This window comes from Sutterella wadsworthensis 2_1_59BFAA, from assembly GCF_000297775.1.
Lineage (GTDB): Bacteria > Pseudomonadota > Gammaproteobacteria > Burkholderiales > Burkholderiaceae_F > Sutterella > Sutterella wadsworthensis_A.
Genome location: NZ_JH815513.1, coordinates 12165 through 27844, shown reverse-complemented (window position 1 = coordinate 27844; position 15680 = coordinate 12165). Strand labels below are relative to the sequence as shown.

General features: G+C 60.5%; 18 protein-coding genes (1 of these 18 only partly in view). 5 read left to right on the top strand and 13 right to left on the bottom strand.

The genetic code is table 11. From position 1 onward, the window contains the following. Window positions 1-14: 14 nt before the first annotated feature. Together HMPREF9465_RS00125 and HMPREF9465_RS13010 are read left to right on the top strand one after the other, a co-directional pair. On the top strand, window positions 15-1730 hold the full coding sequence (locus HMPREF9465_RS00125; RefSeq protein WP_005432795.1) for a transposase: 1716 nt from the start codon (window positions 15-17) through the stop codon (window positions 1728-1730). 3 nt (window positions 1731-1733) lie between these two features. Then, complete coding sequence (locus tag HMPREF9465_RS13010) at window positions 1734-1970, top strand: homoserine O-acetyltransferase/O-succinyltransferase family protein (protein WP_147645180.1); 237 nt, start codon at window positions 1734-1736, stop codon at window positions 1968-1970. Here the strand turns inward: HMPREF9465_RS13010 and HMPREF9465_RS00120 are convergent. From HMPREF9465_RS00120 to HMPREF9465_RS00105, 4 genes are all read right to left on the bottom strand, one after another. After that, a complete protein-coding gene (locus HMPREF9465_RS00120; protein WP_005432908.1) occupies window positions 1960-2769 on the bottom strand; it encodes a universal stress protein in 810 nt (269 codons plus the stop codon). The two genes, HMPREF9465_RS13010 and HMPREF9465_RS00120, sit on opposite strands and share 11 nt — an antisense overlap. A gap of 75 nt (window positions 2770-2844) precedes the next feature. Beyond that, the gene (locus HMPREF9465_RS00115; protein ID WP_005432906.1) at window positions 2845-3573 is read right to left on the bottom strand and encodes an HAD family hydrolase; all 729 of its coding nucleotides are present in this window, start codon (window positions 3571-3573) and stop codon (window positions 2845-2847) included. 33 nt (window positions 3574-3606) lie between these two features. Further along, complete coding sequence (locus tag HMPREF9465_RS00110; protein ID WP_005432904.1) at window positions 3607-4098, bottom strand: hypothetical protein; 492 nt, start codon at window positions 4096-4098, stop codon at window positions 3607-3609. 202 nt (window positions 4099-4300) lie between these two features. Further along, a complete protein-coding gene (locus HMPREF9465_RS00105) occupies window positions 4301-5707 on the bottom strand; it encodes a dihydroorotase (RefSeq protein WP_005432902.1) in 1407 nt (468 codons plus the stop codon). A 245-nt stretch (window positions 5708-5952) separates the two neighbouring features. Between HMPREF9465_RS00105 and HMPREF9465_RS00100 the strand changes: the two genes are divergently transcribed. Beyond that, window positions 5953-6906, top strand: a complete 954-nt coding sequence (locus tag HMPREF9465_RS00100; protein ID WP_005432900.1) for a LysR family transcriptional regulator — start codon at window positions 5953-5955, stop codon at window positions 6904-6906. A gap of 7 nt (window positions 6907-6913) precedes the next feature. On the opposite strand, the gene HMPREF9465_RS00095 is transcribed toward HMPREF9465_RS00100, so the two are convergent. Next, the gene (locus HMPREF9465_RS00095) at window positions 6914-7759 is read right to left on the bottom strand and encodes a nitroreductase family protein (RefSeq protein WP_005432898.1); all 846 of its coding nucleotides are present in this window, start codon (window positions 7757-7759) and stop codon (window positions 6914-6916) included. Between the two features lie 143 nt (window positions 7760-7902). Between HMPREF9465_RS00095 and HMPREF9465_RS00090 the strand changes: the two genes are divergently transcribed. Beyond that, window positions 7903-8253 (top strand): helix-turn-helix transcriptional regulator, encoded by a 351-nt coding sequence (locus HMPREF9465_RS00090; RefSeq protein WP_005432896.1) that lies wholly within the window; start codon window positions 7903-7905, stop codon window positions 8251-8253. Window positions 8254-8541: 288 nt separating this feature from the next. On the opposite strand, the gene HMPREF9465_RS00085 is transcribed toward HMPREF9465_RS00090, so the two are convergent. The 6 genes from HMPREF9465_RS00085 to HMPREF9465_RS00060 form a co-directional block, all read right to left on the bottom strand. After that, entirely contained in the window at window positions 8542-9423 is an 882-nt protein-coding gene (locus HMPREF9465_RS00085) for an IS3 family transposase (protein WP_147645179.1), read from the bottom strand. Further along, window positions 9411-9902, bottom strand: coding sequence for a helix-turn-helix domain-containing protein (locus tag HMPREF9465_RS00080; RefSeq protein WP_038006001.1), 492 nt, complete (start codon window positions 9900-9902; stop codon window positions 9411-9413). Before HMPREF9465_RS00080 ends, HMPREF9465_RS00085 begins: the two co-directional genes overlap by 13 nt. Before the next feature lie 88 nt (window positions 9903-9990). Further along, window positions 9991-10521, bottom strand: coding sequence for an RrF2 family transcriptional regulator (locus tag HMPREF9465_RS00075; RefSeq protein ID WP_005432891.1), 531 nt, complete (start codon window positions 10519-10521; stop codon window positions 9991-9993). Window positions 10522-10716: 195 nt separating this feature from the next. Beyond that, a complete protein-coding gene (locus HMPREF9465_RS00070; protein WP_005432890.1) occupies window positions 10717-11442 on the bottom strand; it encodes a hypothetical protein in 726 nt (241 codons plus the stop codon). A gap of 924 nt (window positions 11443-12366) precedes the next feature. Beyond that, window positions 12367-12705, bottom strand: a complete 339-nt coding sequence (locus HMPREF9465_RS00065; RefSeq protein WP_005432889.1) for a hypothetical protein — start codon at window positions 12703-12705, stop codon at window positions 12367-12369. Between the two features lie 72 nt (window positions 12706-12777). Continuing rightward, entirely contained in the window at window positions 12778-13134 is a 357-nt protein-coding gene (locus HMPREF9465_RS00060; RefSeq protein WP_005432888.1) for a hypothetical protein, read from the bottom strand. Between the two features lie 21 nt (window positions 13135-13155). On the opposite strand from HMPREF9465_RS00060, the gene HMPREF9465_RS00055 reads away from it, so the two are divergent. Continuing rightward, window positions 13156-13968, top strand: a complete 813-nt coding sequence (locus HMPREF9465_RS00055) for an MBL fold metallo-hydrolase (protein WP_005432887.1) — start codon at window positions 13156-13158, stop codon at window positions 13966-13968. A 2-nt stretch (window positions 13969-13970) separates the two neighbouring features. On the opposite strand, the gene HMPREF9465_RS00050 is transcribed toward HMPREF9465_RS00055, so the two are convergent. Together HMPREF9465_RS00050 and HMPREF9465_RS00045 are read right to left on the bottom strand one after the other, a co-directional pair. Then, window positions 13971-14603 (bottom strand): LysE family translocator, encoded by a 633-nt coding sequence (locus tag HMPREF9465_RS00050; RefSeq protein WP_005432886.1) that lies wholly within the window; start codon window positions 14601-14603, stop codon window positions 13971-13973. 130 nt (window positions 14604-14733) lie between these two features. Beyond that, a protein-coding gene (locus HMPREF9465_RS00045; RefSeq protein WP_005432885.1) for an aspartate/glutamate racemase family protein crosses the window boundary here: on the bottom strand, window positions 14734-15680 show its 3' portion. 439 nt of this gene lie beyond the right edge of the window; the window shows 947 of its 1386 coding nt (coding positions 440-1386); its start codon lies beyond the right edge, outside the window — the gene reads right to left on this strand; its stop codon occupies window positions 14734-14736.

The following is a 15680-nucleotide window of genomic DNA, read 5'->3' as shown; positions in this document are numbered from 1 at the left end:
TATTGGAGATACTCATGGGACGCCCTCTCACTGGAAAAACGCATGTCGGCATTCGCCGCGAAACCCGCTCGAATGGCGACGTCTACGTATACGAACGTGTGACTGGATATGATCCGAAAACTCAGAAAACAAAGACGCTCTCTACCCGACTTTTGGGCAAAATCCTGGCTGGGTCGACCGAAATGATCCCGACCCGCCCCAAAAAGAAGCGTTCCGAAGTTATCGAGGCACCCGTCCAGGCCGTCCGCACCCATGTCGGACTTCAAAAAATCCTCGAGTGGGCAGGTCATGAATCCGGTATTGATGCGGATCTCCAGAGGAGCTTCGAGATCGGCGACGCCCTCAAGTTGAGTTCGATCGCTCGGTACTGGGTCGCGACTGACGGTGACACGTTGCCGCGCATGGAATCATGGCAAGTAATGAATCCGCTACCGTACGGACACCCCATCACTCAGGATGTTTACGGCAAGCTGTTCGCCTCGGTTGGTCGAAATGAATCTGGAGTGCAGTCGTATTTTCAGTGCCGTGGACAAAGAGTCTCGTCGACGGGTTTGAATCTGGCGTTGGACACCACGACTTTCTCGACGTATTCGAAGAATCAAATTGAAGCGCGTCAGGGATTCAACAAGGATGGGGACGGGCTTGATACGATCAAGCTTCTCGTGCTGTACTCTGTGGAAAATCGTCAGCCCGTCGCTTTCAGCAAGCAGCCCGGGAACATCCCTGACAAGATCTCGCTCGCCAATGCGCTTCGGCAGCTTGACATGCTCGATCTGGCGTCGCCGGTCATCGTGGCCGACAACGGGTTCTACAGTCAGGACAACATGACGCATTTTGCCCGCGAGCACACGAAGTTCTTGATGCTCGCCAACAGTACCGACAAGTGGGTTCGCTCGGAAATCGACGCCGCACGCGAAGAGCTCGGGCACTTCAGGAACGTCTGCCCGTTTGACGTCGATGTCAGCGGCGTCATGCGCCGCAGGCAGCACGGGTTCAGCATCGTGCGAAAACGCACGCGCGGGAATTTCGAAGCCGGGGAGACGGAATCGTTTACGCGACGCCTGTACGTCCATGTATTTCACAAACCGGAGGCTGCTCCGATTCAGGAGCGCAGGCTTCGCGAGAGCCTTTTCTCACTCAAGAAGGATCTAGAGGACGGCGTCGAGGAATTTCGGCCGGCTGCCCAGAAACAAATCGACAGCTACCTCACGGTGAAACGTACGGCCAAAGGCGTCAAGGTCGACTTCAAAATGGACGGGATCGAGGAAGCAAAGCGCTATTGGGGGTATTTCGTCCTTGTGAGCAATGAAATCAAGGATCCCTTCGACGCGCTGAAGGCATACCGTTCCCGTGAAAAGATCGAAGAGCTTTTCGCTACGTACAAGGACAGTTTTGATGGGCGAAAGCCGAGGACGTGGTATCCCGAGAATCTGTACGGCAGGCAATTTGCCCAATTCGTTGGTCTGGGCTACCACTGCTTCCTTGCGAAGAGAATCCTTGATGTGAAGAAGGCGCTCTCCGAAAAAGAAACCGAGGGAAAGACGAAGGAGGAGTTGAGTCTCGAAGCAAAGCTGCTCGCTTGGCTCAATCAGCACTCGCTCATTCAAATTTTGGACTGGTTCCGTTGTGTCGACTACGTCGCTGCAACGGGGAATGCCAGTGCATCCAAATGGACAACGGAAACGACGAGACGCGACCAGCTCTTTCTCAAGATGTTGGGCGTGAAGTAATTCGTGGGGGCTTTAGACGACTTTAAGGTCTCGACCGAAGGCGGCAGGCAGATCTTCTTCACCGGACATGCCGAATACGATGCGGGCATCCTCAACGCCGAGTACAGGCGGGACAGGGCGGCGGGCCTTTTCGTGCGGATGAGACAAAAAAGTGCCGGCTCTCCCGAGGGAGCCGGCACATTGGCTTTGAGATGCTGCGCGCGTCGTGATTCAGGCGCGCAGAGATCTTTCAGGCCTTGAGGACGAGCAGGGGCACTTCGCAGCCGGCGGTGATGCGCATGGCGGTGGAGCCCATGAAGGCGGCCCGGAAGTTGCCGTAGCCGTGGGAGCCGATGACGAGCATGTCGAGCTTGCCTTCGCCCGCGTAGTTGCAGATCGCATCACCCACCTTGCCCTTGAGGTGCACGCGTTCGGCGGGAACGCCGGCGTCCTCGAAGACGGTCATGACGGGTTCGACGGCCTGATGGAAGGTCTCTTCGGTTTCGGAGACGTTGATCACTTCAAAGACGGCGTCCTTGCCGAAGAACTCGCGCTGGTTGACGACGAATTCGGCGGCGGCGTGGGCGTAGTCGGAGTGGTCGACGCAGATGCCGACGCGCATGGCGCCTGCGGGGATCTTGTCGCGAACGAGCAGAAGCGGACGCTTCGTGAGGCTGATCACCTTGGCGGAGACGCTGCCCACGAAGAAGCCTTCCATGGCGGAGAGGCCGCGGCAGCCCATGACGATGAGGTCGGCGTCCATGTGGTCGGCCTCGCGGACGATGACGGGCGCGAACTCGCCGCCCTCGACCTTGGCGCGGACGTCAAGGTCGCCGGCGTCTTCGCGCATGGCGTCGATGACCTTCATGCCTTCGTCCTGGCTGGCCTTGCGGACGGAATCGAGGCCGAGCGCGTTGATCACGGCTTCGGGGATGGAGTGCTGAACATTGAGAAGCTCAACGGTCGCCTCCTTTTCAGGCGAGAGCGCCTGGCGGGAGGCAATGAAGCGGAGTGCGTTGCGGCAGTGTTCGCTGCCGTCGACGGGAAGAAGAATGCGCATGAAGGATACCTCCTGTTTGTTTGAAGGCCATTGGCCTGAATCCATTCTAGCGCAGGATGTTCGCCCGAAGGGTGGCTAGGAGCGGGTAAAACCGCAGATTTCGGGTGCGTCGCAAAGGCTATCAACATGGGCGTCCGCCTCCTCGAGGAGTCGTGCCCTGTCGGCTTCGGACCACGGATCCCTGACGACGACGGTCTGAATGCCTGCGGCGTGCGCGGCACGCAGGCCGGGAAGCGAGTCCTCGAAGACGAGCGCCTCATCGGCGCGCACGCCGAGGGTCTCGAGCGCGAGGTGGTAGACCTCGGGGTCTGGCTTGATGCGGCTCACGTTCTCGCGCGTGAGAATGGCGTCGAAGACGCTGCTGAATGCAAGCTCGGGCGCGATGTGCGGGTTGACCGTCTCGTAGATGTCGATGTTGGCGCGCTTGGTCGTGGTGGCGACGGCGAGTTTGAAGCCGCGCTCCGAGAGCGTCTTCACGAAGGCGGCCGCGCCCGGCTTGAGGCGCACGTCGGACTTGAGAAGAGCGCGCGAGATGTGGTAGCGCTCGCGATGGACCTCCTCGCCGGGAAGCGGGCTCCCGCAGAAGGCGGCCAGATCCGCGCAGAAGCCGACATAAGGATTGGGTTCGAGGGCATGCCGCACGAGCGCATCCTCACGAAGGCGGGCGAGCGTCACGGGGTCGGCGGCGAGATCGGGACGGCCGAGGCTCGTGGCGAGAAGCTCGTCGACTGCGCTCCAGATGCCGAGAGAGTCAATGAGGGTGCCGTCAAGGTCGAAGATGACCGCCTTTTTGCCTTTGAGCATGATGTGTCCCGATCGTGTTGCGCAAAAGTGAAATTATCTCACGGGCCTCGGCGGCGGGGGCGCCGTGCGCGGCCAAGGGCCCCAGCCCGGTCCCCAGAACCAGCCGTGGTCCATGTAGAGCATCATGCGGTCTCGTTCGATTTCTGCGTCGCGCGCACGCTTCTGGGCGCGCTCGAGCGCCCACTGGAGGTCCTGCTCGAGGCCTGGTGCGGACTTGGGACGGTTGATTCTCACGGTCATGCCGTGTCGCAGGTCGCACAACGGCAGCGCTGCGTCGGTCGAGGCGGAGGCGCCGCTCGGCCACCTTGCCGTAAAGCCGGGAATCTGCGCACACTGTCCGGGATGGGCACCGTGCCTGAGCTCGTTGGTGTCGTACTCGACGTCGAGGGGCGCGCGGCCGTAGACGATGCTTCCCGATGCGTCGGTGATGACGGCGCCCTCGGGTTCGGAGACGACCGTGACGTAGGTAGAACAGCCCGTGAGGAAGACTGGAACGAGCAGAGCGGAAAGAACGGCGGCGCGCATGGTGCCCTCCGGAAAATGAAAGGTTCAGAAGGTCATTCTAACCGCACGTGATGCGGGGCGTACGCCGGCTCACGGAGGTGCCTGCGGGAGAGGTGATTCGCGCCAAAGGAAGGAATGCTGCGGGCGTGAATGGGAGTAAAAGCCAAAAAAACGCCGCAGGGCGGGCCTGCGGCGGTCTTCGGCTCATGGAGTCGAATGCGGCTTAGGGGATGTAGCGTTCGGGTTCGGGGCTTTCGAACTCGGTTTCGATCCACTTGAAGCCGTTGCGTTCGGCAGCCGGGATGCCCGCCTTCGTCGTGACGAGGGTGATGCCGGTGCCCGTGATCTCGCCGTTCTTCATGACGGACTTGCCGGCGACGATCGTCTCGACGGCCTGCTGGCGGTCGTAGTCGAAGACGGTGATGTCGGCGGCGGCGCCTTCGGAGAGGTGGCCGCGGTCATGCAGGCGCAGGTGGCGTGCTGGGTTGACGGAGGTCTTGACGACGAACTCGGGGAGCGTCAGGGCGCCGAACTTGACGAGCGAGAGGCCGACCGAGATGGCGACGTTGCGCGGAATGCAGCCGCCGTCGGTGGAGATGGCGTCGACCACGAAGCTACCGTCCTCGCGCTTGGCCGTGGCGACCATGAAGCGGGAGAGTGCGGGGTTGACGGGGAAGCTGCCTGCGCCCTTCATGCCCTGCTTTTCCCAGAGTTCGAGCGCGGCCTCGCCCTCGACGAGTTCGGACATGAAGCCCGTGTCGGCGATCGCGAAGCAGCGGTGTGTGAGGAAGGCTTCGCGCATGCCGGCGGCGTCGGGCGTGAGGCCGAACGTCTCGAGGCAGGTGCGGGTGACGTGGTCGATGATCTGGCCGTCCTCGTCGCAGTCAAGCACGGTGCCGTTGTTGGGGCTCACGTAGGCTTCGCACCAGAGGTTCGGGTTGGCGCGCAGCATCTCGATGGCTTCCTTCGACTCTTCGTCGACGGGATTGACGCGGCCGCGGCAGTAAGCGTTGATGTGGGCGAGGTGCAGGCGCTGGCCCTTGGCGGCCTCGATGACCTCGCGCATGCCGAGGATGTTGGAGCCCGCAGTGTGAGAACCGGCGTGCCAGGCGACGTAGGCGTTCATGTCGTTGGCGGTCTTGACGAGTTCGCGGCTCGTTTCAAGCGGCAGCGGCCAGTGGCCGCCCATGATCTTGACGCCGACGGCGCCCTTTTCGAGGCTTTCACGGACAAACTTCTCGAGCTGCTCGCGCGTGGGCGTCATCGTGCCGCAGTGCTTCATGGGCGAGAAGCCTTCGAGCATCGCGACGTTGATGCCTGCGCCGCAGGTCTTGGACGTCTCGAGGATTTCGTCGACGGGACCCGCCATGTCGAGGCAGGTCGTCACGCCGGCGGCAGCCGCCATGCGCGTGCCGTAAGCAGAGCCGAACATGCTGCCGAGATGCAGATGGGGATCGATGAGGCCGGGCATGACGACGAGGCCCGTGAGGTCCTCGACTTCGGAAGCTTCGCCCTGGAGGTTCGGTCCGACGGCTGCAATGCGGCCGTCCTTGACGGCCACGTCCATGACGCCGTCGCGGCCGTTGACGGGGTCCACGACACGGGCATTCCTGAGAAGACGATCCCACATAACTTGATTCTCCTTTTGGTCGGTGCGGCGCTCGGCCGTCTGGTCTGTTGGTCGGATGGTGGCGGGCGCCTGCGCGCCAGCCATTCTTCAATTGTAGGATTGAATTTACCGACCGGTCCGTAGGGTTTTCGCATATGCGCGGGGCTCGGCGGCGTCCCCACCGGCAAAAATGCGATACTTCTAGGCACTTCCGAGCGGTTGCGGTGCCCCGTGCCGGCCGCTTTGGGCTAAGGACGACAAAGACCATGATCAAAGGCGAAAAGAACAACATCGACCTCTCATTCGAGGACATGCAGTTTCTGTTGGCGCTCTATGAAACGCAGAGCCTCACGCAGACGGCGGGCGACATGAGGCTCAGCATGGGCGCGGCCTCGCGCAGGCTTTCGCATGTGAGGGAGGTCTTCGGCGACGAGCTCTTCGTGCGCTCGGGTTTGTCGATGCTGCCGACGAGCCGCATGCGCGAGCTCAGGGACCGCCTTGCCGCGCTCGTGGACCAGACGCGTCGACTTCTCAATCCCGAGCCGCTTGAGTTGCACGAGATGAACCGCGTGGTGCGCTTCATTTCAGCCGACAACGGCATCGCCACACTACTGAGCGCAGCGGTCGAGCGCTTCTACAATGCCGTTCCGAACAGCCGCTTTGCGATCGAGCCGCTCGACGTGAGGGTGCTCGAGAGGCTTCGCGCCAACGAGGCCGACATGGCATTCTTTCCTGCGACGGAATTGCCGCCCGACTTTCACTCGCTCAGGATCTACCGCTCGAAAAAGGGCATTCTCGTCAGGGATGGACACCCCGTGATCGAGGCCTACGAGAAGGCGGGCGTCATGACCTGGGAGTTGCTCAACCGTTGGCTCGCCGTCTGTGTCACCGCGGGGATGAAGGACGGCGGCGCGAAGAGTGTCGAGGGACGCAGGGTGGGCGTGGTGCTGCCTTACTTCCTGACCGTTCCCTATGTGGTGGCGAGGACGGACTTTACGTTCGAGGGGCCGCTCATCACCCTCAGGCGCTTCATGATGGACTCGCAGTTTCAGTTCAGGATTCTACCGATGCCTGAGGAGTCGGGCCCCTTCGAGCCGAGGCTCGTCTGGCACCACTGCAGCCACACGGACCCCTTCCTGCAGTGGGTGAGGGGGCTCGTGGTGGATGCTGCAAGAAGCGAGGCGAGGCTCCTGGGCGTGATCGACACGTCCGAAGAGTGACGGCGCGCTACTTGATGGCGTCGAGGATGGAGTTCGGCCTGTAGCCGAGCGTCTGGATGGCGACAACGGACTCGCCCTTCTGCAGGCGCAGGATGCGCTCGACGTGGTGGGCGTCGAAGCCCGTGCGGGCGACGCAGGAGAGGTCCATGGCGGCTGCGGCCATATAGACGGCCTGAATCTTGGCGCCCACGTCGATGATCATGCTGCGCGTGCGCATTTCCTCGAGCTTTTCGGGTGTCCAGGCGGAGTGCCTGAGTTTTTCAACGACGCCCTCGCCGAGGCGTGAAATCAGCGTCTCGGTGCGCGGGCGGTTGGAGACGTAGACGATGTGCACGGGCGCAACCTTGAGGTGCGGCGCGGCGAAGAAGGTCTCGCTCCTGAGGTCCGCAAGCTCGCAGAAGAGAAGGCCGTTTTTTTCGGGCACCCAACGCCAGATGCCGTTGCTCTTGAGAAGATAGATGTCGGTCTCGCGCCAGTCGAGCGCGGTGGGCGTGGTGCGGCGTCCGCTCGAGCGGTTGATGCCGTCCGCCGCCCAGAGGATCGTGGCCATGTCGAGGTCGGACAGGGGCTCGTCGCTGAAGGTGCGGCGGGTCTGGCGGCGCTCGAGGACCTCCGTGAGCGGCATGTTGAGGCGACGGGGCTTGGGGAGCGCGCGGAATACGACGTGCGAGTCGTCGGTGCCGAAGCGGCGCTCGAGCTCCTCCTTCACGTCCTCGACCTCTGCGCGCAGGCGCGTGACCTGTCGATCGAGGTTCTCGCGGATCTCGGATACGTGCTCCTTGAGTTCGCGACGGATTTCGTCGGTGAAGCCGGAGACCTCCCTGCGCAGGTCTTGAAGTGATTTCTTGGACATTCGTGCTTTCCTTCATGCGTGCGCTCCCGGAGCGGGGCGCTTGCCGCATTGTCTGTAGAATAGCGCGAAGACGGACCGTTCTGGGCGGTCCGTAAGTTGCCAAATGTGATGAATGTGTTGATTGAGATGAGGAGGGCTGGCTGATGAGGGCGATTACGGAAGAACGCGCCGGCACCGACATGGTGTTCAGGGTGAGCGTTCCTGCGAACAAGGCGGATGCCGTGAGAAGACATCTCGAGAGCATGATGATGCTTCTCGGGGAGTCCGTCGTTACGATCGGCGCACCCGAGGAGACGCCCGACCTGCCGCCGGGTCCGATGCTCAAGAAGCTCAGGAAGGAAAGGGGACTTTCGCAGAAGTCTCTGGCCGAGCAGCTGGGCACGAATCAGGTCCGCGTCTCCGACATGGAGCAGGGCGTGAGGCCCATTACGCCCGAGTTCGCAACGAAGCTCGCGGCCGTCTTCGGCGTTTCGGCGAGGTTCTTCCTGGTGTAGGCGTCAGGAAAAAGCGAAAACGACGGAACGGAAAAGCCCCGCAGGCAGGCGCCTGATCTGGACCCCGAAACTTGGACTACAAAATAAACTCCAAGTTGAGTGCGGCCGATTTTAACGCTCGCCGCTTGGCATAGCCGGGACAAGCAAGTCCCGGCTACGCCGATAGCGTATTTTATCTGGGGCGCGTCAAGGGACGACCGAACAACTTAGATCCTCCCAAAGGGCCCCTCCAACTTCTTCGGTCAACCCTTGACCCGACTCATCGCTCTCAGACCGCTGAGAACGCTCTTATTCCGCTTTAACATAACGCTGACGGTACTCGGATGGTGCGTATCCATCCAAACGCTCCTGAGGTCTCTTCGTGTTCCAATGGGCGATATAAGCCGTCAGATCGCTCTTGAAGGCGTCAAAGCTATCCCAGCACTGCCCCCTGAAGAACTCGTCCTTCATATGGCCAAATGCCTGCTCTGTTGCCGCATTGTCCAAACAGTTACCCTTGCGAGACATGCTTCGCGTGACGTTGTGCTCCTTGGTCCATTTAATCCAATCAGGATTCTGATATTGCCATCCCATATCGCTGTGAAGGATGGGACTAGCCCCAAGGGGTAACGCCTTCACCAACGCGTCGAACATCTCTTCTTGCTGATCCATGTTGGGCGATCGACTGATGGAGAAAGCCAGAATCTCATTGGAGTAAAAGTCAACGACCTGAGCGAGGTATACCTTACCGAAGGACAAAGCGAACTCTGTCACATCGGTACCGATCTTCGTGAAGGGGCAGGCTGTTTTGAAATCGCGTGCCAAGAGATTGGGAACGGTACGATTGTCGCCTTTATAAGAGCTGTACTTTCCAAACCCCTGTCGCCTAATCTTACAGATCAACCCCAATTCTCGCATTACCTTCAATACCGTCTTTTTCGCGATGACGATGTTGAACTCACGACGTAAACGCATGAAGATCTGGCGATGGCCGCAACCATTTGACGTGCGGTTGAAGATTTCCTTGACCTTCTCATGAACGTCCGGGCGTGTAGCTGCCTTCGGATGTTTACGGGCATAGTAGTAGCTCGACCGGGGCAACCCAATGATCTTCAACAGAAGATCAAGATCATGTTGCCCTGAAAGAGAATAAACGATCTCTGCTTTCTCTCGATTGCTCAGTTTCGCCAATCTTTCAGGGCCGCGACTTTTTTTAAGATGGCATTCTCCGCTTCAAGTTGCTTGATACGAAGTTCCAGCTTCTCCATGGGGGTCAACTCTTGCACGGGCTTCTGCTTGGCCCCTAACTGACGTCCCCTTTTCTTCGGTTGCAGACCTGCTTCGCCATGTTCACTATAAATCTTGCACCAACGTCGAAGAAGCTTGGGAGCAACGCCATATGCAGCCAAGATGTCTTGGTACGAGACCTGATCTTCAATGCGAGCTTTGACTGCTGCCAGCTTGGTTTCGTAGGAATATGTCGTTTTGACGGTATGTGACATTAGAAATCGAGAAACGCCCAAAATACGAATTGTAGCGCGCCAATCCCTAAGATCATGCTCATCCAGCCCAAGCTGGGTCATTATCTCTTGATAGCTTGCGCCATCCTCATAGAGCTCGAGAAACCTCAGCTTTCTAGCTTCAACTGTTCCCTTCCATTTATGTCCCATACAGATGGTCCCCAATTCTTTGTCCAAGAATCGGGGACCACATCACGCCTGGCGGGGCTTTTTTGGGGCGATCAGTGCTGCAGAAGCATTACTGTCTGGCCTTGCGGAGTTCGCGGGCGACGCGCGCCTCCATAAGGCGGATGAGCTCGCTGCTCGGCGGCGTCGGGGCGTCGGGCTGGGCACGGAGCAGGTCCTTGCCGGAGATGATTTCCCTGATTTCGTCGCTGTTCGTGAGCGTCTCAAGCGCGGCCGTGTTGAGGCGCGAGTAGAAGTCGCGGGTGGCCTCGTTGAGAAGGCTGCGGAGCTTGCAGCATTTGGCAAGGGCGCATTCGTGCGGCTCGAAGCAGTCGATGAGTTCGCCCGGTTCCTCAAGAATCTGAACGATGTCGCCGATCTTGTATTCGGACGGGTGCATCTTGAGGGTGAGGCCGCCGAATCTGCCGCGGTGAGTCTGAACCCAGTTCTTGGTGCTCATGAAGTGAACAACCTTGACCATGTGGTTGCGGGACCACTTGAAGCGTTCGGCAAGCTCTGTAACTGTAACGAGTCCCTTGCGTTCGTTGTGGGTGAGGTAAATCAGCACGCGGAGGCTGAGGTCTGTAAATCGTGTTAAATGCATCGGCGGAATCTTTTTAAATGGGGGATGTCGGACGGATGGAATCCGTCTGACGTTGTTGTTTTATAAATTATGTTGCCTGACAGACAGATAGATAGAAGTGTAGACCGTTTTGGAATATCACGCTATCGGCAAGGACGAATTTTACAGGGGCAGGGGAGGTTTGCGAACGACGACCCCCGTCCCGGGTAAAAGCGCTCAGAGGACCTGCGTGTGAACTCGGGAGTGAATGATGCCGAGCTTGACGAGGTCGGTCCTGAGGGCTTCGGTGAAGGCCCTGCTGCCGACGACGAAGAAGTCCGCGTCCGGGTTGACGCAGACGCTCCTTGCGTTTTCAACAGTGATGGGGCCTGCGACCTCGTAGTCCTTTCCCGCCGTGTCTGTCGAGAAGGGGGCTGCGAGGAAGACGGCGAGCCCCGCGTTGGGCATCAGGTCGACGAGCTTCCTGAGCTCCTCGCGCATGAGCATGCGGGTGCCGTTGGGGAACTGGCAGAGGACACGGACGTTGCGCATGGGCTCGACCTCGGCCATTTCGGCGAGGAATGCGTGGGCGACGAGGCAGCCGATGTCCTCGGTCATGATGACGACGGGGGTTTCACCGGGCTCCATCGCAAGCTCGCCCTTGGGCTCGGAGAGTTCGACGGGGTCGCCGATGCGGAGCTTGGCGATGCGGCCGACTTCGCCGATGAAGGGCTCGTCACCTACCTCGATCGTGAGGCGCACGAGGCGGTCGCCGCTGGGACCGACGAGGAAGAAGGCGTGCGGCTCGATGCCGGGCATGCGGAGCTCGACGTACTGGCCGGCGGCAAATGCGGGCGGAAGCGCTCCGTCCGTCGGTTCGAGGTAGAGACTGATGACGCCTCGGCACTCCTGGGTGCGCAGGGCGACACGGTAGGGCCTCCAGCTGCATGTCGTTGTTGTCATATGCATACCTCCCATGTTCGGAGACGGCGGCATCCGGATTCCGCTCCTGCTCGACGCGGGAGGACTCTGCCGGCATCCCTTGACTGGGGCGGAAAGAACTTCCACCCTTTATTCAATTTTAAGGGGGACGGCAGTAAAAACAGAAGCATTTTTTGCTCGGTGTTTCCCTGAGGCCACGAAACAGGAACGGACGAGAGCGGCTGAGCCGCTCGCCCGGCGGAGCCCTTTTCCGTCAATGGCACCTATGGGGGACAAAACGGCCGAACTCGCACTGTGAGAGGCCGTTCGGGCGGATTGAACCCTGTGTTCCGCAAAATGGGGTTCTTTGGGTTTGGTTGGCTGTGGGACAAGGGAAATGGCCGTATTCAGGGGGCGTTTTGGGTGAGGTGGAAACATTTTGTTTCATCTTGGAGGTGGGTATCGGCGAAAAAATTGCCATTAGGGGTTTCCTTATGGGGTAAATCCGTATATACTTCGTTCTGTGTTGAGCAGGGATTAACCCTTAAGGGTTTACCAAGCTCACGCGATGCGACGGCATTTTCTCCTTTGGCCGCCGCGTCGAAGAAAAGAAGATCGTCGGAGACTCTCTCCTCCCGACGACGCTTCGAGTTTCAAGTCCCCCGGACAAGAAACATTTGCGCAAGCGTCTGCTTAGGCAGGCAGGCTGGTCCCCTGTTGCTTGTGCTTGTACAAGAGCCTTGGTCAGGCTTGAGTACGGAGGCTTCGGACTGGTCCTCTGAAGCTTCATAGGTTGGATGGCAACGGTCTGCTGGTGGTTCGGCAGACCGTTTGCTTTTGCATTGACGCCCTGAAACTGCTCCTCATGTTTCGGGGCGTTTTTGTGTTTGGATGCGGGGAACGGCAAGAAAAACGGGCCGCATGCTTGTGCATGCAGCCCACTTGAGGATGTCCTTGCTCAACCGCTCATTCAGTGACTTCGCGGCCCGTCATCTTCATGACGGTCTTCTTCTGCCCGTTGTCATGCTGGAGCGTGTGCCAGCCGTCCTCCTTCGGATCGGCGAGGCGCACGACCTTCTCCTCGGCGGGCGCCTTGACGGCGTCGGCGGGGAGCAACACGGGTGCGCCGACGCACAGGCCGCTCTGCGTGAGCTTGGTGCAGCGGCGGGCGAGAATGCCCTGGCCGTCGGGCAGGATGCTGAAGATGCGGAAGTATTCTTCGCCGTGCTTCTGGATGTCCTGCGTGCCTGCGGCGCTGCAGGAAAGCGCCGCGGCGAGGGCTGCGGCAGCGAGAAGACGTTTCATAGTTTCTCCTGATGTGGATGGTCCGTTGAGACTCTCAATATAGGATCGCTTTGTTATGCGGACCTGACGGGCTCATACGAGAACGACGATGAGGAGAAAGACGCAGACGATTCCTGCCCCGATGAAGAGCGAGCCTGCGCGCCCGTCTGGATCGCGCACTCGATCCCTGATGCCGACGCCGAGAAGTATGAGGGCGGTGGTTGCGATGCCGACGGCGAGGCCGCGCTCGCCAAAGCCTGCAAGGACGGGCACGATCAGTCCCGCAGCGACGCCTGCAAGCAGCGCAGCAAGAAGCGTGAGGAGTCGTCTGAGGGCCCTGAAGGGAGGATCGGGCGGGATCGGCGTGGAGTTTTCGAGGTCCTCGGGGGTATAGTGAAGTGATGAGCGTGCGTTAGGACCCCTGTTGACGAGGTCCCCGCCCGCCTTCACGAGTCCGGAGGAGGTTGCATCATGACCAGCGTCACGATCGTTGTCGACAACTTTTGCCAGAGGCAGGGGCTTTATGCCGAATGGGGATTCTCCGCCTTCATCAGAACGCCGTCCGGCAATCTGCTCTGGGACACGGGAGGCATTCTCCATGTTCTCCTTCACAACCTTCGGGCGCTTGGCATTCGACCTGAGGGGGTTGAGAATCTTGCGCTTTCCCACGGCCACTTCGATCATGCGTCTGGCCTCACGGACATCCTCCGCGTGGCTCCGTCGGCAAAGCTTTGGGCGTCTCGAGAGATCGCGCGCCTCAGATGGGGTGATGCGGATGCGTCGAGGGCGAGCGGAGGCGGTCCCCTTTTCGCAGGCCTCCCCTTCACGCCCGTCGACGGCGGAGTCGAAATCCTGCCTGAAGTGATCGCCTTCACCGTTCCTGCGGACGAGCGCGACCCGAGGTTCCTTGTCTTCGACAACATGTTCGAGACTGGAGCCACTGGTGACAAGGTCCCCGACACCTTCGCGGACGACGTCTCCCTCCTCGTGAAGGGGAGTGCTGGTTGGTCTGTTGTGCTCGGGTGTGCTCATGCGGGTCTTCCCAATATTCTGAACTACGCGATGAAGAGATTCGGGATCGAAGGCTTTGATGCGGTGACGGGCGGAACGCACTTGAGTGGCGCCTGTTCGGAGGAACTGCCCGTCTGGATGGATGCGCTCGCAGCCGTTCCCGTCAGGCGCTGGCGCGTGAACCACTGTACGGGGTTCAGGGCAGCGGCGGCGTTGGCAGGACGCTTCGACGACGTCGACTGGGCGGGAGCGGGCGCGGTCCTGACCTTCTGATTCTAGCGGTTGAAGAGTGCGTTCCAGATGACGCTCAGCCCGAGAAGCCAGAAGAGAGCGCCGCTGACGCGGTTGAGCCAGATGCTGAAGTTCGGGCCTGCAAGCCACTTGCGGGCCACCGCCGCAATGGCGCTGTAACCGAGGTGTACGAGAAAGCAGATTCCGACGAAGAGGACCGAGAGGAGCGTGACGCGCGAGACGTAGTCATCCTCGGGCGAGATGAACTGCGGCATGAGCGAGAGCAGGAAGACGATCAGCATCACGTTGCTCGCCTGAACGTACAGGGCGCCCTTGAAGATGCTGCTGAAGGTGAGCGAGTCGTTGGACTCAAGCCTGCCTAGCTTGTCAAGGCGCACTGCGCCTGCGTTCCAGCTGCCCCAACCGAGCCAGAAGAGCACGGCGGCTGAAACGAGCTGCAGGCCTGCATAGAGTGCGGGCGATGAGGTGATGAGGGCGCCGAGGCCCGTCGCGGAGATGAGCGACATCAGGCCGACGCCGAGCGTGGTGCCGAGCGGAGATGCAAGGACCGTGCGGAGCCCGCCGCGCAGTCCGTTCGTGACGGTGTAGAGAACGCCCGAGCCGGGTGTGACGCAGGCGATGAAGCTCACCAGAACGTAGACGGACAGATCTTTCATAGAAATTCGGCGCGAAAACCTCTGCCTTTGGGCAGGAGTTGTTGACTTGGATTCTGACAAAAAGGCGGCCGTCCGGAGGTTCGGACAGCCGCCTTGCCTAACATCAGACCTGACAGCCTGAGATCAGGGATCAGCGGGTGCCGCGGGCCTTGTTGGTCTCAGTGGCGATGCGAACGACCTTGCGGGCGAGCGCGGAGGTTGGGTCGACGACGCAGACCTCCTTGCCGGCGCAGACGAAGTCGTCGCATTCGTCAAGGATGAGCGGCAGTTCGGTGCAGCCGAGGATGAGGCAGTTGCAGTCGTAGGTCTTCACCAGGTATTCCGCGGCGCTCACGAGGTCTTCGCGGCACTGGCCGTCGGTGTAGCCGGCCTTGGCGCCGAGCGGACCGTAGATGGCGGCCATCACGCGTTCCTGATGCAGTTCATCGGGCACGAACATCGGGAGGTTGAGGGCCTTGGCCTTGTCGCCGTAGATGCCGGTCTGGACCGTGCCGGAGGTGGCGAGCAGACCGATGCGGGCCTTGTCGCCGAGCTTGGCCTTGATTTCCTCCATCGTGGCGATCTGCATGTTGATGAACGGAATGTCGAGGTGGCGTTCAAGATAGGGCACGAAGGCGTGGGCCGTGTTGCAGGGCACGATGATCGCGTCGCATCCGTCCTTCTGGAGGCGGCGGGCGCAGCCGTACATGGCGAGCGTGGGATCGGCGCCGCCCTTGAGAAGGCAGGCGGTGCGGTCGGAGATCTGCGGATTCTGCTCGACGACGAGCTTGAAGTGTTCCTGGTCGTTCTTGGCGGGCGTGGCTTTCACGATCTTGTCGTAGAGGTCGACGGTTGCGGCAGGGCCGAGGCCGCCGATGAGGCCGACCTTGAAGGGCTTGGGCAGGCGGACCGGGGTTTCGTCGATCGCCTTGTGGGCGGCGGTGGTCAGGACGTCGAGAATGGGCATGCCTTCGGAGATGAGCTCGAAGGCGGCGCCGGCGACGCGACCGCAGACGGGGAGCAGAAGCTCGGCGCCGGCGGCGAGAAGCTTGACTGCTTCTTCCCGGACGATTTCAGGATTGGTCGTGTTGGTGCAGG

Excerpts from the sequence above, each read along its gene's own strand:
- HMPREF9465_RS00065 (WP_005432889.1), bottom strand. The coding sequence starts at position 12,705 with ATGAAACGTCTTCTCGCTGCCGCAGCCCTCGCCGCGGCGCTTTCCTGC.
- HMPREF9465_RS00055 (WP_005432887.1), top strand. The coding sequence starts at position 13,156 with ATGACCAGCGTCACGATCGTTGTCGACAACTTTTGCCAGAGGCAGGGG.
- HMPREF9465_RS00050 (WP_005432886.1), bottom strand. The coding sequence starts at position 14,603 with ATGAAAGATCTGTCCGTCTACGTTCTGGTGAGCTTCATCGCCTGCGTC.
- HMPREF9465_RS00100 (WP_005432900.1), top strand. The coding sequence starts at position 5,953 with ATGATCAAAGGCGAAAAGAACAACATCGACCTCTCATTCGAGGACATG.
- HMPREF9465_RS00075 (WP_005432891.1), bottom strand. The coding sequence starts at position 10,521 with ATGCATTTAACACGATTTACAGACCTCAGCCTCCGCGTGCTGATTTAC.
- HMPREF9465_RS00070 (WP_005432890.1), bottom strand. The coding sequence starts at position 11,442 with ATGACAACAACGACATGCAGCTGGAGGCCCTACCGTGTCGCCCTGCGC.
- HMPREF9465_RS00120 (WP_005432908.1), bottom strand. The coding sequence starts at position 2,769 with ATGCGCATTCTTCTTCCCGTCGACGGCAGCGAACACTGCCGCAACGCA.
- HMPREF9465_RS00095 (WP_005432898.1), bottom strand. The coding sequence starts at position 7,759 with ATGTCCAAGAAATCACTTCAAGACCTGCGCAGGGAGGTCTCCGGCTTC.
- HMPREF9465_RS00090 (WP_005432896.1), top strand. The coding sequence starts at position 7,903 with ATGAGGGCGATTACGGAAGAACGCGCCGGCACCGACATGGTGTTCAGG.
- HMPREF9465_RS00080 (WP_038006001.1), bottom strand. The coding sequence starts at position 9,902 with ATGGGACATAAATGGAAGGGAACAGTTGAAGCTAGAAAGCTGAGGTTT.
- HMPREF9465_RS00105 (WP_005432902.1), bottom strand. The coding sequence starts at position 5,707 with ATGTGGGATCGTCTTCTCAGGAATGCCCGTGTCGTGGACCCCGTCAAC.
- HMPREF9465_RS00115 (WP_005432906.1), bottom strand. The coding sequence starts at position 3,573 with ATGCTCAAAGGCAAAAAGGCGGTCATCTTCGACCTTGACGGCACCCTC.
- HMPREF9465_RS00125 (WP_005432795.1), top strand. The coding sequence starts at position 15 with ATGGGACGCCCTCTCACTGGAAAAACGCATGTCGGCATTCGCCGCGAA.
- HMPREF9465_RS00110 (WP_005432904.1), bottom strand. The coding sequence starts at position 4,098 with ATGCGCGCCGCCGTTCTTTCCGCTCTGCTCGTTCCAGTCTTCCTCACG.